This window comes from Azospirillum sp. 11R-A (assembly GCF_049472615.1).
Taxonomy (GTDB): Bacteria; Pseudomonadota; Alphaproteobacteria; order Azospirillales; family Azospirillaceae; genus Azospirillum; species Azospirillum palustre.
The window spans coordinates 42,928-67,257 of sequence record NZ_JBCEBL010000026.1; the positions used below are offsets into that span (position 1 = coordinate 42,928).

General features: G+C 67.6%; 15 protein-coding genes. 6 read left to right on the plus strand and 9 right to left on the minus strand.

Going from position 1 to position 24,330, the window contains the following annotated elements; translation table 11 throughout:
• Window positions 1–15 precede the first annotated feature (15 nt).
• The 9 genes from VH569_RS27230 to VH569_RS27270 form a co-directional block, all read right to left on the minus strand.
• Window positions 16–1,065, minus strand: a complete 1,050-nt coding sequence (locus tag VH569_RS27230) for an NAD-dependent epimerase/dehydratase family protein (RefSeq protein WP_423319464.1) — start codon at window positions 1,063–1,065, stop codon at window positions 16–18.
• 36 nt (window positions 1,066–1,101) lie between these two features.
• Window positions 1,102–1,872 (minus strand): glucose-1-phosphate cytidylyltransferase, encoded by a 771-nt coding sequence (gene rfbF / locus VH569_RS27235; RefSeq protein ID WP_423319466.1) that lies wholly within the window; start codon window positions 1,870–1,872, stop codon window positions 1,102–1,104.
• Window positions 1,873–2,041: 169 nt separating this feature from the next.
• Entirely contained in the window at window positions 2,042–4,672 is a 2,631-nt protein-coding gene (locus VH569_RS27240; protein ID WP_423319468.1) for a glycosyltransferase family 2 protein, read from the minus strand.
• A 448-nt stretch (window positions 4,673–5,120) separates the two neighbouring features.
• A complete protein-coding gene (locus tag VH569_RS27245) occupies window positions 5,121–7,433 on the minus strand; it encodes a glycosyltransferase family 4 protein (protein WP_423319469.1) in 2,313 nt (770 codons plus the stop codon).
• Between the two features lie 297 nt (window positions 7,434–7,730).
• Window positions 7,731–9,719 carry a tetratricopeptide repeat protein gene (locus tag VH569_RS27250; RefSeq protein WP_423319471.1) on the minus strand — a complete coding sequence of 663 codons (1,989 nt, stop codon included), beginning with the start codon at window positions 9,717–9,719 and terminating at the stop codon, window positions 7,731–7,733.
• Window positions 9,716–11,251, minus strand: coding sequence for a tetratricopeptide repeat protein (locus tag VH569_RS27255; RefSeq protein WP_423319473.1), 1,536 nt, complete (start codon window positions 11,249–11,251; stop codon window positions 9,716–9,718). Before VH569_RS27255 ends, VH569_RS27250 begins: the two co-directional genes overlap by 4 nt.
• Window positions 11,252–11,399: 148 nt before the next feature.
• Window positions 11,400–12,224 carry a class I SAM-dependent methyltransferase gene (locus VH569_RS27260; RefSeq protein ID WP_423319475.1) on the minus strand — a complete coding sequence of 275 codons (825 nt, stop codon included), beginning with the start codon at window positions 12,222–12,224 and terminating at the stop codon, window positions 11,400–11,402.
• A 313-nt stretch (window positions 12,225–12,537) separates the two neighbouring features.
• Entirely contained in the window at window positions 12,538–14,250 is a 1,713-nt protein-coding gene (locus VH569_RS27265) for a tetratricopeptide repeat protein (RefSeq protein ID WP_395453870.1), read from the minus strand.
• An 8-nt stretch (window positions 14,251–14,258) separates the two neighbouring features.
• Window positions 14,259–14,846 (minus strand): D-sedoheptulose-7-phosphate isomerase, encoded by a 588-nt coding sequence (locus VH569_RS27270; RefSeq protein WP_098734555.1) that lies wholly within the window; start codon window positions 14,844–14,846, stop codon window positions 14,259–14,261.
• Window positions 14,847–15,062: 216 nt separating this feature from the next.
• On the opposite strand from VH569_RS27270, the gene VH569_RS27275 reads away from it, so the two are divergent.
• From VH569_RS27275 to VH569_RS27300, 6 genes are all read left to right on the plus strand, one after another.
• Complete coding sequence (locus tag VH569_RS27275; RefSeq protein WP_423319477.1) at window positions 15,063–15,623, plus strand: hypothetical protein; 561 nt, start codon at window positions 15,063–15,065, stop codon at window positions 15,621–15,623.
• Window positions 15,624–15,723: 100 nt separating this feature from the next.
• Window positions 15,724–17,325 carry a tetratricopeptide repeat protein gene (locus VH569_RS27280; protein ID WP_423319479.1) on the plus strand — a complete coding sequence of 534 codons (1,602 nt, stop codon included), beginning with the start codon at window positions 15,724–15,726 and terminating at the stop codon, window positions 17,323–17,325.
• Window positions 17,326–17,572: 247 nt separating this feature from the next.
• The gene (locus VH569_RS27285) at window positions 17,573–18,901 is read left to right on the plus strand and encodes a hypothetical protein (protein ID WP_423319481.1); all 1,329 of its coding nucleotides are present in this window, start codon (window positions 17,573–17,575) and stop codon (window positions 18,899–18,901) included.
• Between the two features lie 127 nt (window positions 18,902–19,028).
• Complete coding sequence (locus tag VH569_RS27290; RefSeq protein WP_423319482.1) at window positions 19,029–20,267, plus strand: tetratricopeptide repeat protein; 1,239 nt, start codon at window positions 19,029–19,031, stop codon at window positions 20,265–20,267.
• A 64-nt stretch (window positions 20,268–20,331) separates the two neighbouring features.
• Window positions 20,332–23,400 carry a glycosyltransferase family protein gene (locus tag VH569_RS27295; protein WP_423319484.1) on the plus strand — a complete coding sequence of 1,023 codons (3,069 nt, stop codon included), beginning with the start codon at window positions 20,332–20,334 and terminating at the stop codon, window positions 23,398–23,400.
• A 69-nt stretch (window positions 23,401–23,469) separates the two neighbouring features.
• Window positions 23,470–24,207: a hypothetical protein gene (locus tag VH569_RS27300; RefSeq protein ID WP_423319486.1), complete on the plus strand. Its 738-nt coding sequence runs from the start codon at window positions 23,470–23,472 to the stop codon at window positions 24,205–24,207.
• The last annotated feature ends 123 nt before the right edge of the window (window positions 24,208–24,330 follow it).

Consider the following 24,330-nt stretch of genomic DNA (forward strand, 5'->3'; position numbering starts at 1 on the left):
AACACCCTCGTCCGGTCAGCTGGCGATCCAGTTCAAGTCATCGCCCAGGCGGCCTTCCGCCATGTGGCGCTCCAGCACCTTGAGGCGCATGAACTGCGAATTGCGGAATGCCGCGTCGCGGAAGTTCATGCCTTCCAGCCCGTCGCGCAGCCCGGCGATGGCCTTGGCGAGCGTGACCTGCGGCTGATGGTCGGCGGCCAGCTGACGGAACAGCGAAAAATCGACCTGATAGGACCGCTTGTCCGGCGGAGCGTCGGTGTTGATGCTGACCCGGGTCCCCGGAATGGCTTCGGCGACCGCGTTGGCGAGGTCGCGCACCTGATAATTCCACTGGTCGCTGCCGGTGTTGACGGCAAGCAGGCCGCCGCCCTGATCGGCGGTGCGATGCAGAGCCCAATCGATGGCGCGCGCCATGTCCACGACATGGATCAGCGGACGCCAGGGGGAACCGTCGCTCAGCACCGTGATTTCGCCGGTCGCCAACGCACAGGCGACGAAGTCGTTGAGAACCAGGTCGAGACGCAGGCGGTCCGACATGCCGCAGGCGGTGGCGAAGCGCAATGCCGTCACCACCATGTCGCCACGGTCCATCGCCTGCAGCCCCCGTTCGGTCGCCACTTTGGAGCGGGCATAGGCGGTCAGCGGATTGAGGGCGTCGGCCTCCTTGCGCGGCCCTCCCTCGGCGGCGCCATACATGCTGCAGCTCGACGCGAAGACGTAGCGCTTCACGCCGCAGTCACGGGCAAGTTCGGCCACGCGTACCGCGGCACGGTGGTTGATGTCGTCGGTGATGGCCTCGAAGCGGTTGCCCATCGGGTCGTTCGACACTGCGGCCAGCTGGACGACGGCATCGACGCCCTGCAGAAGCTCCTTCGGAAGAGTGCGGACATCGCCGAAATACTGGGCATCGAGCCGTGCCTCCGGCAGCAGCTCCGAACCGGTCAGGCAATGCCCGAAGAAGCCGCTGTCGAAGCCGATGATGTTGGCGTCGGGGTGTCGGGCGCGGAGATGTCGAACGAGCACCGGACCGACATAGCCCATGTTGCCAGTGACGAGGATCTTCATGTGCTTTTCTTCCGTCAGGAATTTCAGTCGGGCCGGTTACCAGACCTTCCAGGGGGCCTTGCCGGTATCCCAGAGCTCTTCGAGGTATCGCTTGTCGCGCAGCGTATCCATCGGCTGCCAGAAGCCGCGGTGGAAATGGACGCTCAGCTGATTGTCCTGCGCCAGCCTCTCCAGCGGCTCGCGTTCCCACACGCTGGAGTCGCCTTCGATGTAGCTTCCGACATTCGGGGAGAGCACGAAGAAGCCGCCATTGATCCAGCCGCCATCGCCGAGTGGCTTTTCCTCGAAAGCCACCACCCGCGCTCCGTCGTAGCGGATCGAACCGAAGCGTCCTGGAGGCTGCATCGCCGTGACGGTCGCCAAGCGGCCTTCGCGCTTGTGGAGGTCGATGACCTGGCGGATGTCGACGTTGCCGACACCGTCGCCGTAGGTGACGCAGAACGCCTCATCGTCCCGGACATAGGGCAGGATACGCTTGATGCGTCCGCCGATCATCGTGTCTTCGCCCGTATCGATCAGGGTGACGCGCCACGGTTCGGCGTTGTTCTGGTGGATTTCCATCCCGTTGTTACGCATGTCGAAGGTGACGTCCGACATGTGCAGGAAGTAATTCGCAAAGTATTCTTTAATGAAATACCCTTTGTACCCCAGGCAAACAATGAAATCATTGATGCCATTGGCGGAGTAGATTTTCATGATATGCCAGAGAATCGGCCGGCCGCCGATTTCGATCATGGGCTTGGGCCGGGACGTCGTCTCTTCCGAAATCCGAGTTCCAAGACCGCCCGCTAAGATGACTGCCTTCATAATAGGTCAGATCCTCGAAATCATTGTCCAGGGGCCGTCGATCGACAGGGCTGGCCCCGGTTCGCTTTTTGAAAGCTCTGACACACCGTGCCCGTTCGACCGGCGCACGAAACCGTCAGGTATCTGCAGATCACGACGGATCGCGATGGCCAGGAGTTGCTTCTGCACCTCATAGCCTCAGCCTGAGGGAAGATAGCGTTAGCCGGTTGAAGGCTTGGTTGAGGAACGGGTCCGTAACGTATTCCCCCCACTCGGATCGCAGTCTTCGCAGATCAGTCTGGTGAACGTCATGTGCCGCCTGTCCAAGCGCATAGCCGCGCGTTTTGGATTCATGGTGGTACAGGCAAGTCTTCGGATCGTAGACCACCCGCCAGCCGGCCTTGCGCGCCGCCAGGCAGTAGGTGATGTCGTTCCAGTTGACGGGCCAGCTGGCATCGAAGCCGCCGACCGCTTCGAAAACCACTCGGGGCGTGATCAGGCAGGCCCCGGTCACGGCAGCGGCAGAGCGCAGCACGTGAGTGCGGCCCAGATAGCCGCCCTCATGTCCGGGCATGCCGATCCCTTCGTGCACCGCCCCATGCTCGAAGCTGGTGACCACGCCGGCATGCTGGATGCTGCCGTCGCCATAGAGCAGGCGCGCGCCCACCACGCCGACATTGGGCAGGCCAAGCGTTGCCACTGCACGGGTGAGCCAGCCGGGATCGGCGGCCAGGGTGTCGTCGTTGAGGAAGACCAGAACGTCGCCGCTGGCTTGCTCAGCGGCCAAGTTGTTCATCATCGCCCAGTTGAAGGGCCCCTTGTACGGCATCATGTCGACGCCGCGCTGTGCCTGCATGGCGGCGATCAGGGCGACGCTGTCGGGGTCCTCGTTCTGATGGTCGATCACCAGGATCTGCAGTGGCCCCGGATAGGCCTGACGGGTGCGCAGGAGCGAATCCAGGCAGTTGCGCAGCAGGACCGGCGAATTGCGGGTCGGCACGATGACGCTGACCGCCGGAAAGCTCGCCGGACGACATTCGAACTCACACGGTTCGACCAGCGTCTGGATACCGTCCTCGTCTTCGCTGGCCACCAGCGTCTGCCGCACCTCGGCCACCATCCCCCGGCGCTCGGCCCAGCCCGTCACCGCCTCGGGCTCGCCCACCAGCAGCCGCGGCAGATTATCGGGGCTGCGCAGGCCGATGGGCTGCTCCAGGCTGTAGAGCACTGATGGGATGTGACGGATGGCGCTCACCGGCACACAGTCGCTCACGCGCAGCATCAGATCATGCAGGCTCGACGGTGGCATCCCGTCGGCGAGGACGCACGCCTTCAGCAGGACCTCCGGCGTCACCAGAACCATCGGTCCGGCATAGTCGTAAGCCAGCAGCATCACCGGGTCGAAGTCCGGCTTGAGAATTGGACGAAGTTGCGCCGGCTTGCCGTTGTGGGCACCGAACAGAGTGTCATGGTCGCTGTAGGCGACAGAGGCCGGAGTGCTTGACGCCGGCGCCAGGGCTGCCAGGAAGGCCGCCAGCGCGTCCGGCCGCAGGCTTCCGGCTTGGCCGACCACCAGATGGGCGCCGGCGGCGCCGACGGGAGCGTGGGTGGCCAGCAGGCGCGGCAGGGCTGCCGGTGTTGCCACCACCGCCCGGCCCGCGGCGGTCAGCGGCCGGATCAGCGCGCCGACCTCGGTGCCGAGCGTCTCGGCATTGGTCAGAACGGTCAACGTCCAGCGCTCCTGCGTCTGGCCGTCCAGGGAGGCGAGCAGGCGGCGCAGGGAAGCCGGCTCGAGGGCGGATTCCAGCAGGATCACATTGACGGCGAGGCCGGCCACCGCCGCGGCGGCCTGTCCGTCCAGCGGGCGGTGGCAGGCGAGCAGCCCTTGGGCTTTCAGGCTGCCATAGGCCGAGAGCGGGGGGCTGATCTGCTGGAGTGTGTGCGGGAACTGCTGCTCGATGCTGGCGAGCATCGCCTTCATCGATTGGATGGCGTCGAGCATGCGGCCGAGATCATCGAGGGCGGCCGGCAGGTTGGTCTTGAGGTAGATGTCCGCACCGAAGGGCGCCTTGGATTGGGCGTCACGGATGCGCAGCATCGCTCCGCGGGCAACCAGATCGGCATGGGCGGCGGGGATGTCGAAAGCGAAGCCATGGTCGCCGCAGCTGCCGATGCGCTCGGCCAAGCCGGGAACGAAGCGCTCGCAGCGCACAGCCCCGATAAAGCGGTCGCCCAGATGCAGTTCGAGCACCACGCGCTCGGACAGGTCGCTGGCATTGGCGCACCAGCCCATGACGGTGCCGGCCCCGTTGTGCGAGGCTTCGCCGATCAGGCGGCGGGTGGGGGCGAGTTCAAGCGCCGCCAATCTGCCCTGCAGGCCGGATGCCGCCAGCCACTCCGCCACTGCGGCGGGCAATCCAGCGCGGAAATCCTCATTGCACAGGATGGTCAGCAGCCAGAAGCGCCAGGAGCGGCTGGAGGCAAGACGGTCGCGCGCGGCAGCCGACAAGGGCAGGCGCTCCAACGCCCAGTGCCTCAAGCCCTCGTCCGGAGCCGGAGCCAGTGCGATGTGCGGCAGCACGGCCGTGCCGGTGAGGCTGGCGACGACACCGGTCAGGAACTCGCCTCGCATCAGGTAATGGCCGAGGAATTCGCCGAGCGTGCAGTTGGTGGCGGCCGTGATCTCCTCGACGCTGGCCGGGTGGCGGCCAAGGAAGAGGCGATAGCCGTTGAACGCGTCCTCAAGGTTGGTGTGCACCAGGGCATTCCGGCCTTGCGCCGGCACCGCCGTGTCCCCACCCAAGCTCAGACCGCCATCCATTTTCGCCTTCCCCACCCCCGCCGGCCTGCACCATCTCAGCGGAGACATACCATAGGATGCAGATCCTGGCCTCCAATGCCTATTTCCGAGGGATGGATGCCGCTCTGCTGATTTTGTTGCGAGCCCTTCACCCTAGGCTGAATCGCTAATCGGAATGTTCGGGAAACCCCTAATCGGTCTATACCCAAAGCACGCAAACAAAATCAACTTTGTTATGCAGTTGCAGAAGTTATGTAACAATACACGCGTTTATAATGCGGAAAATTCAATCTTAGGTTAAAGTCTACGTCGTCTTGAGTTTGGCGAATGATCAAAGAAGCGCTGCGAATTGAAGGCAGTACAAAGAGGCGTACTGGTAAAATCCTGAAGATCTTTATTTCAAATTGGATGGTGCGGTGAAACGGGTGGACTGGCGCGCGGCATGCTGTCGCATGCGCCCATCGGCCGCTCAGGCCTCCACCATGGCGGGGGCGGCGCTTTCCAACACGGCATGAAGCCGGGTGGCATAAAGTTCCTGCAGCACCGGACGGGCAAAGCGGCCGCGAACCAGGGCGGTGCCAGACTCTGCCCGCCTTGCGGTCTCGCCCCGGTCCTCCCACACCCGCCGCATCGCCTCGGCGGCCGCACCGACATCGGGCTCGTACCAGCGGGCGCCGGGGGTGACGCCGAGATACTCGTCGCTCTCCAGATAGCGTTCCCGGCCACCGACCAGGAAGGCGGTCTCCTCCGTCATATAGTCGAGGTTGGCAGAATAGCGGGACGCGATCACCGGCTTGCCCATCATCATCGCCTCCACCATGGTGTAGCCGAAGCCCTCCGCCCGGTGCAGCGAGACATAGGCATCGCAAGAGCGCATCTCGGCCAGCGAGTCGGCGTAGGACAGCTCGCGATCGCGCACGACGATGCGGGTATCGCTGCCGACCAAACGGTCGAGCTCCAGCTTATGGGCGAGGTCGGCGACGCTCCGGCTGCTCTGGCGATGGCGGATGCGCAGAACGAGCCGTACCCTGCTTTCGGCAGGAAAGGCTTTCCGGAAGGCGCGGACCACCGCGAGCGGGTTCTTGCGCGTATACCAGCTGCGGGCATCGAAGCAGAAATAGAAGGTGAAGGGCTCGGCCTTCGGCCGCTCTTTGGTGCCGGCGTTCAGCACGCGCTCGTCGATGCAGTTGGGCACGACATGGATGGGACCGGTGAAATGCTGAGCCAGGGCGTCGGCGCAGAAGCTCGACATCGTCCACAGCTCGTCCATCATCTCGAGCGCCAGATGGGCCGAGCGGGGCAGAGCGCTGGTTTCCCACAGGAAGAAGCCGATGTTGTAAGCCCCGGTGAAGCGCTCCAGCCCATGGTTGATCATGTCGCTCGGTGCGCCCAGCAGACCGAAGTGGATCAGATTGACCGGATAGAGTTCCTCGCCGGCATGGCGGCCGGGCATCGCCATCATCGGCATCGTCACGCCGAAGCCGGCATCCTGCAGGATGTCGCGGGAGAACAGGGCGTTGCGGCTGATCCCGGTGCTGCCGTCGAAATAGCCGAACAGGTTGACGCCCTTGGCCTGGGCCGTCCGCGGCAGGTGGCGCACCAGGGGGGCGCGTTGGCGCTGGCAAAGCGTCGAGAGGCTCAATGCCTGCGCGTCCGGCACGCCAAGGCGGGTGTAGAAATAGGCCAGCCCATTCAGAACCTTGCCTTGATGATGAACCGGGGCATCGAGCAGGGCCCGCACCTGCGGGGTCAGGAACAGGTCGTCGAGGTTCCAACGGATCAGCCACAGCGAAATCGCCAGCAGCAGGGGGAACAGCGCTTTCTCGTCAGAGGCGTTGAAGGCGGTGGCAAGGGCGCTGTCCCGGGCATGCATTCCGGCATAAAAACACGAGATCAGCCCGTGGGTATCGATCCCCGCCGCAGCGTTCAACGCCTCCACATGGCGGGTTGCCAATGCCTCCTTGGGCAGGCGGGCCTTGCCGAACATCCAGTGGGTCAATTGGCACAGCGCGTCCGCTCCGCTGCCGGCCGTCTCACCGGCTCCCGTCTGATAGGCTGACAGCAGGCGGGAGCGGAACTGGCCTGCGGCATCTTCTTCGCCCGAGGCGAGATAAGCCGTCACATCGGCCGGCAGCGGGCACCAGGCATGGTCGGCAAGATTGAAACGGTCTGCGCAGCGCACCAGGAAGCGGGTCAGGTCGACGGCGCTGCGCAAATGAAAATTCTGCGCCTCCTGCAATCGATGGAGTTGATGCGCCAGGAAGCTGCCGACCGTCAGCTCTGCCTCTTCGAAGCCGTCGGCGAGGCAGAGAAGCCGCGCATCCCCCATGCGCTCCCGGCCGCGCTTGGTCTGGTTCACCGTTTCGCCGAGCGCACTCACGCACAGGGCCTGACGCTCCAGCGTTATGCCGGAAAGCGCGGTGTCGATCACCGCGCGGTGGAGGCTGGTGACGATGGGGGCCCCTGGAATGGATATCCTTGTGCCGTGGATTTTGACATCCACGCAGCAGCGATCGACCGAGAGAAGTCCAATGGGCAGGGGAATGTTGAACGCAAGAAAGCCGTTGCGGCCCGGCAGATCGGTCAGCGCCTTGTGATGCTCGTTGCAGGCATGGGTTCCGAGGAAGCGTCCGTCGACATAGAGGTCGACCAGACATTCCTCCGCAGGATTGCTCTGGTTGTGCAGCCAGCCGTAGATTTTGTTGGTGGTGACGAATTCCAACCCGCCCCGGTAGGTGGCGCTTGTGCCGATTTCGGGCTTGATCGGGCTGATCGCATTCATTGTGCGTCCTCCGACACGGCTGTCCTGTCCCCTTCAAGAGGATGGACAGACGAAGCGGACGAACAGACGATCACCCCAGACGGAACCGGAGAGTTGTCAACGATCCAGAGAAACTTAGGACTCGAAGCAATGACCGCCATCTGGTCCGCCATACCAATAAAGCAATACCTGCCAAAAGGTATGGTATCAAAAGTACCCACAATTGGGTTAGCCCTTTCACTCCTTATTGCAATTATGAAATACGGGAGCGTTCATTTCGGCATACCGGGAGATGCAGTGCGCTTTTCCCTGTGAGGCTCAGCCGGCCGGCAGGATGAAGCCCTGCGGCGGCTTGCCGGCCTTGTGCAACGCCCACATGACCTGATAGGCGCGCTCCAGGTTGCGGGTGAAGCGGTGGCTGTCGAACAGCGGCACCGTCATCCGCCCACCCTCCAGCCGCTTGCGGAAACTTGCGCGCCGTTCGGGATCGCCGGCGAGCGCCACCGCCAGCTCCTCGTACCCGGCCAGCGAGCGGGTGATGGTGTCGGGCAGGCCGGCCGCGTTCAGCAGGCTCGCCGCCACCCTGGACGCGAAGCTCCCGCCCAGGCAGGTCACCACCGGGCAGCCGGCCCACAGCGCGTCGCTGGTGGTGGTGTGGCCGGTGTAGGGCAGGGTGTCGAGCGCCAGATCGGCGACACGGTAGCGGGCGATGTGGTCGGCCAGCGGACGGGGCGGGGCGAAGACCAGCCGGTCGCCGGCGACGCCCTGGGCCTCGGCCGTGGCTTTCAGATTGGCTGCGGCCTGCGGATTGGCTTCGAACAGCCACAGCACCGATCCGGGCACGCGTTTCAGAATGCGCATCCACAGGGCGAACATGGTCGGGCTGATCTTGTAGGCGGTGTTGAAGGCGGCGAAGACGACGCCGTCCTCCGGCAGGCCGCACTGGCCGCGCGACGGCACCTGCTCGGGCAGCGGCCGGCGGCGGTCGTTGATCTGATAGGCATCGGGCAGGATCGCCAGCCGCTCGGCATAGAAGGGCTGGTGCTCGGGCGGGGTGACGAAGCGGTCGCCGATCACATAATCCATGTACGGGCAGCCGATGGTGCCGGGATAGCCCAGGTAACTGACCTCGACCGGCGCCAGCCGGCGCGACAGCAGGTCGAGCCGGGTCTGCTTCGTGTAGCCCTTCAGGTCGATCATGATGTCGACGCCATCGTCGGCCATGCAGCGGGCGACGGCATCCAGCGGCACGCTGCGGATGTCGCGGAAGCGGTCGAAGGACTTCACCAGCCGCTGGCGCATGGCGCTGCCATCGTCGGGACCGTAGGAATAGGCCAGTACCTCGAAGCGCTCGCGGTCGTGCAGCTCGAACAGCTCGGCCGCCAGATAGGCGGTGGCGTGCTCGTGGAAATCGGCCGAGACATAGGCGATCCGCAAGCGGCTGTCGGGCCGGCTTTCCGGCCGCGCCGGCATCGGCGGGGCCGAGGGGCGCTTGACCAGCCGGTCGTAGAACAGCCGGGCGGACCGGTCCTGCTGGGCCGGCGTGGTGTCGATCGACAGGGTGGCCAGCGGGATGACGACGCCGGCATCGTGGTCGATGGTCTCCGTCACCCGGGCGCACAGCCGGTCGTAATCGCCCCAGGCGCACAGCGTCTGCTTGAGGTAGAGGTGGTAGCACAGGGCTTCGGTCTTGGCCGGCGTCAGCGTCACCGCGCGGGCATAGGCGGTCTCCGCCTCGCCCAGGCGGCTCAGTTCGCGCAGGGCGTGGGCATAGCCGAGCATCGCCTCGCCATTGCCGGGCTCGATGACCAGCGCCCGCGTCAGGGCGCGGATCGCCTCGGCCATCCGCTGCCCCTCGCGCAGCGCCACGCCGAGATTGGCGGCGGCGAGCGCGTCGATCGGCCGCAGCCGGAGCGCGCGGGCGAAATCGGTCGCCGCCCCGTTGCGGTCGCCGAGCGCCAGCCGGGTCGATCCGCGGTTGACGTAGCCCTCCGGCGTGCCGGGGGTCAGCTGGACGCAGCGGTCGTGGGCGGCCAGGGACTCGCCCATGCGGCCCAGCGACTGCAGCACGGTGCCGAGATTGCTGTGGCTGTCGGACAGATCGGGACGGATCGCGATCGACTGGCGCAGGATGGTCTCCGCCTCCTGCGGGCGGTTCTGCATCATCACCACCGTGCCCAGCAGCTGGGTGACCTCGCCCTGGCCGGGAACGGCGTTCAGGATCGCCCGGCACACCTGCTCCGCCTCGGCCGCACGGCCGGTCCGGAAATGGTCCAGCGCCAGCCGGAGCGCTTCGTTCAGCGTCATCGTCCCGCCTCCCCGGCAAGAACGCCGGTCCGGTTTCCGGCCTCGGCCGCCACGGCCGCCGTCACCCTGGCCATCACCTCGGCCCAGTCGTTGGACCTCGCCTGCCGGAACAGGCGCATGGTCGGATACCAGGGGCTGTCGAGGCGGTCGCGCATCCAGCGCCAGTCGGCGAACCATTTCAGCACCACCCAGGTCGGCCGCCCCATGGCGCCGGCCAGATGGCAGACCGAGGTGTCGCAGGTGACGATCAGGTCCATGTTGGCCATCGCCGCGGCGGTGTCGAGGAAGGCGTCCGGTCCGGCGTCGAAATCCGCCCCCAGCTCGGTCACCGACACCCGGTCGCGCAGCCGCTCCAGATGGTCGAGGCCCGACACCTTCTGCAGGCTGTAGAGCCGGACGCCGGCGAGTTTCCCCATCGCCTCGAAGCACTCCAGCGGGATCGACTTGCCGGTCTCGTTGCCGTGCCAGTTGATGCCGATGCGCAAGGCCGGGCGATTGCCGCCCTCCAGCCGGTCCAGCCGGTCCGCCCAACCGGCCTGCAACTGCGGCTCGGCCCGCAGATAGGGCACGCCGCCGGGGACGCTGTCCGGCGTGGTGCCGAGCCGGTTCATCAGGCTCATCAGCGAGATGTGGTAATCGTAGGCCGGCAGCGGTTCGCCGAAGGCGAACAGCCCGTCCAGGTCGGGGGCGGTCGACAGCACGCGCTTCAGCGCCGGCTGGCATTCGTAGAGCACCCGTGCGCCCATCCGCTTCAGCACGCCGGCATAGCGGATGTACTGGAAGGAATCGCCCAGCCCCTGCTCGAAATGGACCAGCAGGGTCTTGCCCGCCAGCGGCTGGCCCTGCCACAGGACGCCCGGCATGTTGCGCTTGCGCCAGACCCCCTGCTCCAGCCGGCCCTCATAGGCGACGGTGCCGTTGGCGTAGTCGCCGGCCATCAGCAGGCAGGTACCGAGGTTCTTGCGGTATTCCGGCCTGCCGACGTCGATGGCGAGCGCCCGGCGGTAGGCCAGCGCCGCGTCCGCCAGATGGCCGAGGCTGAGGCTGACGGCGCCCAGGTTGTTGTGGTTGACGGCCACGTCCGGCTCGACGGCCAGCGCCAGCCGGTAGACGGCGCGCGCCCGCTCGCCGTCGCCGCTGAACATGAACAGGTTGCCCAGCGTCAGCAGCGCCCCCGGATAGTCGGGCTTCAGCCTCGCCAGTTCGCGGAAGGCGATCAGCGCATGCTCGATGTGGCGCTGGTCGAGCAGGATGCTGCCCAGCGCGTTCAGCGCGTCCAGATGGTCGGGCTTCAGCCGCAGCGCCTGGCGCAGCGGTTCCATCGCCTCGGCCGGCCGGCCGGAGGCACGCAGGCACAGGCCGAGGGCCCCATGCAGGGTGGCGCCACGCGGTGCCGCGATGTCCGGGTTTTCGTCGATCAGGCGGCGGTAGACGGTGGCCGCCTCGTCGAAGCGGCCGGCCTGGAACAGCGCCGCACCGGTGTTGTAGGCCTGGACGAAGGCCGGCGAGAACTCGGAAATGGCAACCCCCACAACGCTTGGCCGCGCAAATGACCGGCGGCGGCGGAACCGGGGCTTCTTAACCCAAGACCCCGGCCGTCAGCAATAAAGGGCTGACTTCTTCATTTCTTTGATCTTACCCCTGTGGCCTCCGGAACCTATTCCTGCGGCCTCCGGAACCTTATCCCCGCGGCCTCCGGCCGATGGCCGCCCAGGAGATCTCGTTGACCCAGGCGAGCTGCACGTCCTCCAGCCCGGCGCCCTTCATCAGCGCCTCAACCTCGTCACGGCGCCAGTAGTTGGCGATCTTCGGCAGCATCTGGTCGAAGACGATGGAGCGCAGATGCGCGAAGTCGAAGCGGCGGATCAGGCGGAAATACTCCAGCCGGTCCAGCCCCAGCCGCAAGGCCAGCCACAGCAGGGCGGTCGGCGGCAGGGACAGCGCATGCACCAGCCCGATCGGCAGGCGGCTGAACAGCGCCTTGCGCAGCGGGTCGGCGAAGTGGACGATCCAGCCGTTGTTCTCGCGGCCATAGACCCAGACCATCACCCGTCCGCCGGGTTTCACCGCACGCGCCATGTTGGCGAGCGCCGTTTCCGGATGGGCCAGATGGTGGATGACCCCGATGGAGAAGGCGAGGTCGAAGCGCTCAACCTCGTTCAGCTCATAGGCGCTCTGGCGCCGCACCTCCATCGCCGGATGCGGCGCCAGCGTGGTGCGGGCCGAGGCAAGGCTGCGCTCGTCGATGTCGATGGCCAGCCCGCCGGCGGCACCGTAGCTCATCGGCCAATGGCTGTTGCGCCCCATGCCGCAGCCGACGTCGACGAAGGTCAGGCCGCGCCAGTCCTCCGGCTTGAGGAAAGGTGTCCAGCGGCGGAACTGCTCTTCGTAGATACCTTTCAGCTCGGCATAGCGGCCCCACTCATAGCCGAAGCGGTCGGCCGACCCGCTGTGCACCGCGGACGCGGTGTCGGGGGCGGGGGAAGAAGACGGCGCTTCGCTCATCGCGGCGGTCCGGTGTGGTGGAAGGGCAAGACGGCGCTATCGGTAGAAGCCGGAGGGCGGGCTTGTCAAGCAAGGGGCAGGCAGGGCGGCCCAGGCAGGGCAGGGGGCAGGGCAGGTGCGGACAGGCCGGTTCCTCCCGCCGCCGCGGACGGCTACCGTGCCGCCCCTTGCCGTGGAACGAAGCCTCCCTTCCGGCGCTGGGCCTCCTCTGCGACCGCTTCGTGGAGATCTTCGCCGACAAGCCGAGGCTGCACGCCCTGGGCGACCGTTTCCGCATCGGCGGCCAGCCGCCTGTAAATCGGCAGCCTGTGGATCAGCCGCCTGTGGACCGACTGTCCGACCGGCGCCGATCGCACCAGCGCTGCCATATCAGCCGGTAGGCGGTTTCCAGATTGCGCATGAAGCGCCCCTCGTCGCACAGCGCCGATGCCCGCAGCCGCTCGCGCATGCCCATGCGCAGCCGCATCAGCCGGGTCAGGTCGCCGGCCAGACCGGCGGCGATGGCCGCGTATTGCTCGGGGGTGCCGGCGACCAGTTCGGGCAGGCCGACGGCGGCCATCAGGCTGGCGCCGACGCGGGCAGCATGCCGGCTGCCCGCCAGCGTTACCAGCGGCGCCCCCATCCACAGCGTGTCGCAGGTGGTGATGGTGCCGTTGTAGGGATGCGGGTCCAGCGCGATGTCGATGCGGTTGTAGGCGGCCAGATGGCCGGCGGCATCCTTGATGAAGCCGACAAGGTCGAGCCGGGCCGGGTCGATGCCGGCAGCGGCGAAGCGCGCGCGCATTGCCGCCGCGGTGCCGGGGTCGGACAGCGGCCGGTCCTTCAGCAGCAGGCGGGAGTCCGGCACCCGCCGCAGAACCTCGGCCCACAGCGCGACGGTGCCGTCGGTGATCTTCGACAGCTTGTTGAAGGACCCGAACGTGACGGTTCCGCTGGCGCCTGCCGGCAGCGGAACCACCGGCGGGGCGGAGGCCGGCGGGCGGAAGCACAGGAAGGGGGCGGGCAGCCGGACCAGCATTTCCGCCGCATGGGTGTCGGTCGGGCCGACCGGGTCGCTGATCGGATCGACGATGCGGTAGTCGACCGAATCCATGCCGGTGCCGTTGGGATAGCCCAGCCAGGTCACCTGCACCGGCGCCGGGCGCCGGGCCAGCATCGGCAGCCGGTTCAGCCCCGAATGGCCGGCGAGGTCGACCAGGATGTCGATGCCGTCGGCACGGATCTGCGCCGCCAGCGCCTCGTCGTCCAGATGGCCCACGGTGCGCCAGCCGTCGGCCTGCGCCTTGAAGCGGGCGGTGTGGGCGTCGGCATGGGTGTCCGGCAGGATCGAATAGCAGACGATCTCGAAGCGGCCGCGGTCGGCCGCCTCGAACAGGGGCGTCAGGAAATAGGCTCCCAGATGCTCGCGGAACTCGACCGACAGATAGCCGATGCGCAGCCGCTTCTCCGGATCGGGCCGGTTGGCGTGCGGGGCCGCCGCCGGCAGCCGGCCGTCCTGCCGGCCGAACCGCTCGTCGAAGCGCCGGTGTTCGGCCAACAGGCGCTCGCCGGACAGATCCAGGTAGTTCAGGCACAGCAGCCGCTGGCTGGCGATCAGCGGGTCGGCGGGAGACAGCCGTTCGGCCTGGTCGAAGCACAGGGCCGCCGCATCGGCATTGCCGCGCATCTGGTGGGTGACGCCCAGATTGAACCAGACGCCGGTGTCCTGCCGCGGATTGGCGGCAATCGCCCGGGTCCAGCGCCGGACCGCCTCGTCCAGCCGGTTGGCACCGTAGGCGCTGCTGCCCAGCCCGACCCAGGGCTTGTCGTACTCCGGCCGCAGGACCAGGGACTTGCGCAGCGCCGCCGCCGCCCCGTCGGGCTGGTTCAGGTCGGACAGGATGACGCCCAGGTTGTTCCAGACGTCGGCGGCCGTGCCGTCCTGCGCCAGCAGAGCGCGGCAATGCGCCGCCGCTTCCTCCAGGCGCCCGGCGTTGAAAGCCTCCAGCGCCTGCCGCTTGAGTGTTTCCTGAACGGGGGCGGTCATGAACGCGCTCAGGCGAGCCGGGCTTCGACCTGTTCGCACAGGTAATGGTACAGGCAGATGTGGACCTGCTGGATCAGCGGGGTGGAGCGCGACGGCACGTCCAGCAGGATGTCGCTCAAGGCAGCCATCTTGCCGCCGCCCTCGCCGGTCATGGCGATGGTGGTCATGCCCAGCCGCTTCGCCACCTCGAAGGCGGCGATCACGTTGCGCGAGTTGCCGCTGGTGGAGATGCCCAGCAGGACGCCGCCCGGTTCGCCATAGGCCTCGGTCTGGCGGGCGAAGACGCTGTCGTAGGAATAGTCGTTGCTCCAGGCGGTCAGGACGGCCGCGTTGGAGCTGAGGCAGATCGCCTTCAGCCCGCGGCGCTCCTTCAGGAAGCGGCCGACCAGTTCGCCGGTGATGTGCTGGGCATCCGACGCCGAGCCGCCGTTGCCGCAGACCAGCAGCGCCCGGTTGGCGCCCAGCGCGGTGGCGACCGCATCGACCGCCGCCTCGACCCGCGCCGGATCCAGGCTGTCCATGGTGCGCCGCAGGACATCGATGGCGGCGGTGAGGCAGCCGTGCAGCGAGGGGGCGGAGGTGGCCTGGGAATCCATGGGCGGAATACCTTTGCGTGACCGATGATGCGCGTCGGCGGTGACGGGACGGGGCGGACCCTGCGCGCGTGCCCCATGTGCAGCGGCCAGTGCATCCTATGGATCGCGGGGGCCTGTCAACTGCAAGCCGCGCAATGACGGCTTTCCCATACCGCCGGGAAAGCCTATTTTCGGTCCCGTGCCCCGGCGGCGGGGCGAGGATGCCAAGGGTGGCCTATGACGACGCGGACGGTCCGGCTGGGCCCCCTCAGCGTGAAGATGTACTGTGCGATCGGCATGATCGCCGTGTCCTGGGCGCAGTTGGAAGACATGGTTTCGCTGTGCATCTCGCGCCTTCTCGGCACCGATCACACCGATTTCCTGCCAATTGCCTCCAACATGCAGGTCAAGGCGCGCTTCGACGCGCTGAAGTCCATCGCCGGCCTGCGCCTGCCCGCGGACGAGGCCAAGGCCCTGATCGCCCGCTGCGACGAGGCGCTGGAGCTGGGGCGGGAGCGCAACAAGATCCTGCACGGCTCCTGGATCCAGGGTGAGACCGACGATGTCGCCATCCGCCTGAACTACCGCGCCCACGGCCGCATCTCCACCGACGCTCCCGTCATCTCCGCCCGCGAGATCGCGGAGATCAGCGACCGCATCACCATGCTGACCGAAGGCTTCGCACAGACCCTGCAACGCCTCGGCCTGTTCGATCCCAAGAACCCGATGCGCAGCCCGGTGCGCGAGTCAGGCCCGGTGCGCGAGTCAGGCAAGACGCCGGAGCCGTCCCTCGATTGAACGCCGGCCTCCACGGCCTCCCACCAGCTCCCCCGCCAGCCTCCCCGACCGATGCCGGTGACGGCACCGGCGCCGTGATCCCGGTTTTTCCAGACAGGCCATGCCTTCCATCCACGATATCCTGACCGAGGCCGTCGCCCTCCACAACGGCGGCCAGCCGGAGCGCGCGGCGGCGCTCTACCGAGACGTCCTGGCGGTGGAGCCGGCCGAGCCGCATTCCCTGCATCTGCTGGGGCTGCAAATGCGCCGTTCCGGCTGCGAGGCGGAGGGGATTGCACTGATGGCGCGGTCGCTCCTGCTGGCCCCCACCCTTGCCCCCGCCCTCTTCAACCAGGCGCGCGCCTTGCAGGATTCGGGGCGGCTCGACGAGGCCATCGCGCATTTCCGCCGCAAGCTGGAGTTGGACCCCAACTGCGGCGTGACGTCGATCGCTTTGGGAAGCGAAGCGCTCGCCCGTGGGCGGCTGGACGAGGCCGAACGGATTTTGCGCCGCGCCGCCGTCCTGGAGGCGGGTGGCGCCTTCGCATCCCGGCTGCGCCGGGCGCTGGAGCGCGTCGCCACCGCCCGCGGGATCGCCCGCGATGCCGCCGACCCGTCGCTGCCGCCGGGGCTGGTGGTGCGCGGTGCCTTCCGCGACAGCAGCGGTTATGCCCACAAGGTCCGCCAGTTCGTCCGCCATCTGGTCGATGCCGGAGTGCGGGTCCGGCTGGTCGACCTGAACCATGGCGATGTCGACAATCTGCCCGACGACCAGATCGATCCGCTTCTTCACACGCTCGACCGGCCGGTGCGGGCCAAGGCGGTGCTGAGCTTCACCACGCCGCTGGTGGTCGAGGCGGTGCCAAACCTGAAGACGATCAATTACACCGTGTTCGAGGCGCTCGACATTCCGCCCCTGTGGGCGACGCACAGCCGGCGCCACGACCATGTCGTCGTCGCCACCGACTCCTCCCGCCAGGCATGGCTCAATGCCGGCCACCCGGCCGGCCGCGTCCACGTCTGCCCGGAGGGGGTGGAACCGCTGGAACCCGGCCGGGTGGCGCCCGCCACCCTCCGGGGTTTGAACGGGCGCCGGCTGGCCGACTATCCGGTGCGCATCCTCAACATCTCCGACCTCAACAGCCGCAAGAACCTGGAGGGGCTGCTGCGGGTGTGGCTGCGCACGACGCGGGCGGAGGATGGCGCCGCCCTGCTGCTGAAGGCCGGCAAGGGGGGAGGGGCGTCCGACAGCATCCGCGATCTTCTGGTCCGGCTGACGGCGGAGACCGGCCGGACACTGGAGCAGGCAGCCCCTCTGTTCCTGATCGAGGGCATGTTGTCGGATGCGGAGATGATGTCGCTCCACGCCACCGCCACCCATTACTGGAGCATGTCGCATGGCGAGGGCTGGGACCTGCCGATGGCGCAGGCCGGCGCCATGGGGCTGACCCTGCTGGCTCCGGACCACAGCGCCTATCGCGCCTACCTGGACAGCCGGGTCGCCCACATGATTCCCAGCCGCGTCACCCCCGCCCTGGACGGCTACCGCGGCCGGGACTGGTGGACCCCCGACGAGGACGCCGCCGCCCGGCTGCTGCGCGCGGTCATCGCCGATCCCGACGGCACCCGGCTTTCCGCCCGCGAGCATCTGCTGGAGCATTTCAGCTGGCGTTCCGCCGCCCACCGGCTGATCGACCTTCTGCGCGGGCTGGACGCCCTGTGACCGGCGGCCCCGACATCCGGCGCCGGCCTTCGGCATTGGTGCCGGCACCGGAGCGAGGGGCTCTTGCATCGTCGGTGGGAGCAGGGCAAAGAGCCCTCTTCGGCCTTAGAGTGTGATCGGTTCAAGCGGAATCGCTTGAAGCGTGACTCACACGGAAAACCAAAAGCCTGGAGTCTGTCTGGCGCTTCAATAAGCATCAGACAGACTCCAGGCTTCGACACGCACCTTAACGCAGGCGGGTTTGTGCATGGATCAGCAGAAGTTCCGGCAGGTGATCGGCGGCATCGCCGCGGCCTGCGCAATCGACCATGCCGCCCTCGACCGCGAGCTTTGCGCCATCGAGGCCGCCGGCGACCGTCAGCGCCTCTACGACATCATGGCGCTGCTGATTTCCCGGATCGGCGACGGGGCGGAGAAGGAGCGGCTTGCCGACGCGCTGATCGGCTGCCGGCCCGATGACGAGGCCCTGTATCTCGCCCTGGCGCACCGGCTGGCCTATGCCGGCATGGGGGTCCTCGAACGCGACCCGGCCATCCCCCGGCAGGGCATCGACCTGCTCGGCCGGGCGCTGGAACGGGCGGCGCCATCCCCCCTGCGGCCGCAGATCCATGCCAACCTGTCCTTCCTGTTCAACGAGGCCGGCCGCCCCGATCTGGCGGAGGCCCATGGCCGCGCCGCGGCCGGCTGCCCGAACGCCATCTTCCATCTCTGGCTCGGCGAAGCCCTGTTCCGGCAGGGAAAATACGCAAGCGACGGGCTCTGCGTCATCGACCTGTCGTCCCTGTCCTTCCGCCGGGCGGCCCAGGCTGTGGCCAAGGCGGATGCGGCGCCGCCCTTCACCCCGGCCGGCCGGCATGTGGTGCTGGTGTCGGTGGACGGCGCCTATTTCAAGCGCTACGCCGCAGCGCAGATCCTGAACCTCCACGCGCTCGGGTCGGCGGTGGCCGTGCACTACCACATCGTCAACGGCGATGCGGAGGTCGCCCAGCTGATCGAGCGGCTGCGGGGCATCATCGGCGCCATGCCGGTCACCTTCTCGCACGAGCGCTGGGCGCTGCGGGGGGAGGCCATCGACAAGCCCTACTACGCGTCCTCCCGCTTCCTCATCGCCGCGGAGGCGATGCTGCTGCACAAGGCCGACGTGATCGTCTGCGATGCCGACGTGCTGTTCCGCGAGAAGCCGGAGGACATCGTCAGGCTCGCCGGGGCCGCCGACGTCGCCCACACCGACTATCGCGGCGAGCCGCTGTGCAGCCGCTACAACGCCTCCTTCGTCTATTTCCGCCACAGCCGCAGCGGCTATCTGACGCTGCTGATGATCGCGGACTTCCTGCAGACCAACTTCGCCCGCTGCTACATCTGGATGATCGACCAGGTCGCCCTGTTCGCCTGCGTCGAACGCGCGGCGCAGCTGCTGGGGAGCGAGATGACGCACGCCGCCTGGCCGGACAGCGTCCTGCCGCCGCGTGCCCCCGACGTGCTTCCGCTCGTCCTGACCGGCGCGCTCGCCGGAAAGCACGGCAACAGCCCCTACAGCGCGAAGCGGGACGAAATCCTGCGGGCATACGGCCTGTGAGGAGCGGGGGACAGCGGTCCGCCAGCCTGTCTTCGGCCGTGCATCGCGATTGTGGCTGCGGTAAGTAAGCGGCCGTCCTGACCGCGCCCGAACGGCCCGGCAGATGGATTGCCCCGACGGAGCTTTCATGCCGACCCTCGAAGAAGCCTTCCGCATCGCCGTCGAGCACCATCATGCCGGACGGCTGGCCGAGGCCGAGACCGTCTACGAGAGCATCCTCGCGGCGGTGCCCGACCAGCCGGAGGCGATGTCGAACCTGGGCTACGCCCAGCAGATGCAGGGCAGGCTGGGGGCGGCGGCGGCCACCTACCGCAAGGTCCTGGCCAAATGGCCCGACCGTCCGCAGGCCCATATCCGGCTGGGCGAGATGATGCAGTGGACCGGCCGCTGGGGGACCGCGGTCGACTGTTACGAGACCGCGGCGGCGCTGCTGCCGAACGATGAGGGGCTGGCCGCCCAGCTCGACCATGCCCTGTCGCTCGCCTCCCGCCACCAGGCCCTGCGCGAGCCGCTGCGCCGCGGCGGACGGCTGGATTTGCGCGACGTCACCTTCCTGGTGCCCTGCCGGATCGAATCCCCGGACCGCAGGCGCAACCTGCGCATCCTGGTCACCTATCTGCGGCGGTATCTGGACACCAACATCCTGATCTGCGAGGACAATCCGGAGCGCCAGGACGTGCCCGGCATCATGGCCGAACTGGGGCTGGGGTCCGCCGACTACGGCTATGTCCACCTGACCGGCAACGACAGCCCCTACACGCACAAGGCCAAGCAGATCAACGTCATGGCGGCGGCCGCGGCCACGCCGGTCCTGGTCGTGCAGGACACCGACGTGCTGGTGGAGCCGACCCAGTATGTGCTGGCCCGGCAGGCCGTCCATGACGGTGCGGCGCTCGCCTGCCCGTTCAACGGCCTGTTCTTCGACGTCGCCCCCGACTTCGTGCCCGGCGTGGAGCGGACGCTGGCGGTGAACCAGATCGACCTGTTCGATCCGCGCAACGAGATGCTCTACAAGAACTCCTACGGCGGCTCGGTCTTCTTCGCCCGCCGGGTATTCGACCGGCTCGGCGGCTTCAACGAGAAATTCGTCTCCTGGGGCTGGGAGGATTTCGAGATCTACCGCCGCCTGGAACTGCTGGGCGAGCGGGTGGAGCGCACGCTGGGGCCGCTGCTCCATCTCAGCCATGCGCGGTCGGCCAATTCGGTGACGGAAAACCCCTGGTACGCCCACAACACCGCCGAGTATGAGCGGGTGGTGTCGATGACCCCCGACCGGATCCGGGCGGAGATCGCCGGCGGCGGCTTCCGCCGTCCGCTGGTCGGCGCGGACACCGTCCCTGGCTGGGGGGAACCGCCGGCCTCCTGATTCCGGCCCATGGCGCGGCGGGCATGGGGTCCGCCGTTTCCCAACCCGCGTCCGAGACCTCCGCATGCCGCCGCACACGCAAGCCGCCTCCATCCTCCCGCAGCCGGCAGCCGACGCTCCCCGCACGCTGTTCTGCTGCCTTGCCACGCCCGACTATTACCGCCGGCCGCTGTTCTCGGAGCGCGAGGTGTTCTGCGGGCCCGACTGCCCGACGGTGGAAACCGGCGACGGTTTCGCCTCGCTGAACACCCCGCCCGGTGAATACGATCTGGCGGCCGTCGTCGCCCGGCTGCCGGCGCACCAGCGTCCGGAGCTGATCGTGGTGAAGGCCGACGCCACCCGGCGCAACCTTCCCCGCGGCCTGGACCGGCTGCCGGGCACCAAGGTTCTGCTGGTCGGCGACACCCATCATTTCGCCGGCCCGCTGCGCACGCTGCTGGCCTATGGCGCGATGGAGAGCTTCGACGCGGTGGTTCTCGACCACACCCGCCAGCATGGCCATGCCTTCCTGGAGGCGGGGTTCGACCGCGTCTATTGGATCCCGGCGGTGGATTATGCGCTGCGCCGGCGCGACATTCCCGCAGTCCCCGACCGTCCCCTCACCTTCGTCGGCCAGGTCGGCGCCTTCCATCCCTGGCGGCGTCATGTGCTGGACCGGCTGGCGGAAGCCGGGCTGCCGCTGACCGCGATGCGGGCGCCGCCGGAAATGGCGGCCGACATCTATGCCGGATCGCAGATCACGCTGAACGTCTCGCTGAACGGCGACCTCAACCTGCGCGTCTTCGAGGCGCTGGGCGCCGGCGGCTTCCTGCTGACCGATGCGCTGTCGGCCGACGCCGGCCTGGAGCGCTGCTTCACCCCCGGCCGCCATCTCGCGACCTACCGGTCGCCCGGCGAACTGGTGGAGATGGCCCGCCATTACCTCGACCACCCGGATCAGGCGATGGCGATCCGCCGGGCCGGACAGGCGCATCTGCTGGAATTCCACAGCCCACGGGTCAAATGCGCCCAGTTCTACGCCGCGGTGTTGGACGACCGCGTCGATCCGGCGCTGGAGGTGCGCGGGGAGCGGCGCGGGCTGTCGGTCCTGCCGGCCCGGAGCGCCGGCTTCCGCTGCCGCCTCGCCGCCTACGAGGCATTGCAGCGGCTGCAGCTGACCGCGTCGCGGCTGACCGTCCATGCCGCCGCGGAGGACGGCTTCGCCGCCGATCTGCGCCTCATGGCCCGCGATCTGCCGCGGGTGGCCTTCGCCGCACCGGGCGCCGCACCGGACGCCGAGGCCGACCCGGTTGCCCTGCCGCTGCCGCCATCCCCCGACCGGGTGCGGGACGATGCGGTGACGCTGCTGCCCTGGCCGGGTGCCGGTTCCGACAGGGCCGAAGCCGACCGCCGGATGGCCCGGCTGTCCGGCGCCTTCGTCCTCTGTCCTACTGCCTCGGCGCGCGACCATGCCGCGGCATCCGCCCATCTGGCCGGTTGGGGCTTCGTGCCCACCGAACCCGGCGGCATCCTGTTCCAGTGCGCCGACGCCCTGCGCTATGCCGGGCGCTCGCTGTCCGATCCGGATCTGGCGGCGGGACTGGCGCCGGATCTGCGGCGCGCGCGCCTCGCGGCGCTGGAGCCGATGTTGCGGACCGCCGACCAGATGGTCGGCGCCGCCCGTCTGGCCGCCCGTTTCGGCGAGAACACCCTGGCGGAACGGTTTCTGCTGGGCGCCATCGGGCTGGACCGCCAGCAGCCGGATGCGCTTGCCGGGCTGGCCCGCCTGTGTGCGGCGGCGGGGCGCGCGCTGGAGGCATTCGTCTATCTCTGCGAGGCCCGGCGCGCCGCCCGTCTTGCCGGAACCGCGGATCCGGTTCCGGATTTGGACGCCACCGCCGTCGCCGCCGCCACCGGCGGCCATCCGGGGCTGGAGCGCTACCTCGGCCTGTTCCGGCAGGCGACCGCCCCGTCGACCGGCCGGCCGCGCCGCATCCTGGTGGTCACCAACCTGTTCCCGCCGCAGGAGTTCGGCGGCTATGGCCGCAAGCTGTGGGAGTTCTCGGCCGAACTGATCCGCCGCGGCCATGCGGTGACGGTGCTGACCGCCGACGTGCCCGAACTCGCCCGGCCCGGCATGGCCGGAACCGAGGATATCGAGGCGCATGTCGACCGTTCGCTGACCCTCTATGGCACCTGGAAGGACGGCCGCGCCCTCATCAACGACGATCCGGCCCAGTGCAGCGCGCTGGTCCGCGCCAACATCCGCCGCGTGCTGGAGACCGCCCGCGACTTCCGCGCCGACGCCTGTCTGGTCGGCAACCTCGATCTGGTGGGAACCGAGTTTCTCGACCCGCTGACCCGGCAGATGGGCATCCCGGTGCTGCACTGCCTGGGCAACCAGCATCCCGGCTACGCGCCGGAGGCGGCTCCCCGCTCCCCCCTCTACCGCGCCGGACCGGCCAGCGGCTGGGTGGCGGACCGGCTTGCCGCCGGCGGCTACGGCCTGTCCGCCACGGTGATCCATCCCGGCGCCCGCGTCGATTACTTCCACCGCGCGGCGATGCCCTCGACCGACCGGCTGCGCATCGCCTTCGCCAGCCTGTTCGTCAACTACAAGGGACCGCAGACGCTGATCAACGCGCTTGCGATCCTGCACCGCGAGGGCATCGACTTCGACTGCACCTTCGCCGGGGAGGCGCCGGACGCCGATCTGGCGGCCCGCTGCCGTGACTTCATCGAGCGCCACGGCATGGCCGGCAAGGTGCGCTTCACCGGCTTCCTCGACCGCCGCGGCCTGTCCGACCTGTTCGCCCGCTGCAACGTGCTGGTCTTCCCAAGCGTCTTCCAGGAGCCCTTCGGCATCTCGCAGGTGGAGGCGATGGCCGCCGGCCTGACTGTCGTCGGCACCGGCACCGGCGGCAGTGGCGAGGTGCTGCGCGACGGCGTGGACGGCCTGCTGTTCAAGGCGGAGGACCATGAGGCGCTTGCCGACCGCCTGCGCAGCCTGGTCAAGGACCGCGATGCCTGGCTGCGCATGGCCCTGTCCGGCCGCGACCGCGCCCGCGACTTCACCGTCGCCCGGTCGGTCGACCGGATCGAAGCGGTGTTCGAGGAGCTCATCGAAAGGAAAGGCAACCCGCCGGGTTGCTGATGCCGCAAGATTTCTGATAATGTCGGCCGAATTTTCCGGAAGAATTCCTGTGTCGGGGCAGTGCTGAAGATGTCGAATGTCCTTGTTACCTGCTGCAACTCCGCCTACTACGAATCCTGCCTTCTCCTGATCAGCACTGTTCATTCGACGAGCGATTCCACCATCGACAGAATCCTCGTCTACAATCTCGGTCTTTCAGGCGAACAGGTCGATTTGCTGAACAGGTGCCACAAGGTGCAGGTCGTGGAATTCCCGGCCTGGTTGTCCGACATATACCCCGAGTTCCTCACCCCCAAGCAGTATGCCTGGAAGACCTTCGTCATCAAGGATGCGGCATCCTACGGAGACAACATCTTCTATCTCGATTCCGGCGCGATGCTGGTGCGGGACATCAAGGACATCTACGAGAAGATCGAGAAGAACCACATCTTCGTCGTTGGCGATTCCCACAAGAACAAGACCTGGACGCATGATCTCTGCTTCAAGATCATGGGGGCGTCCGAAGAGGAAAAGAACGCCAACCAGATATGCGCGGGAATCCAGGGCTACAAGCCCAACGGACGGTTCCAGCGCTATGTGGACGAGGGATTCCTCTACGCCTGCATCAGAAGTGCGATTTTCGGCGACCATAAGAACCATCGCCATGACCAGAGCATCTATTCCGTCCTGGTCAAGCGCTATGGCATCGAACATGAGGACATCGACATCTACGGCGAGTGGAAAGGCATCCTGAGGCCCAATCAGGCCATCTATGTCCACAGACGCTATTTCCCGGTCTCCAAGATCCATCTCAAGATGAAGGGATAATCCACCGATTGCCCCCCCGAAGCCCGGCGGTGAGAAAAAAGGTCCGGGTTTGCCTCCCCTTTCGATTGGGGAATGAAAGGTTGTAGAGTGGCGGAGCCGCAGATCCGCGGCGCGGATCCGCTC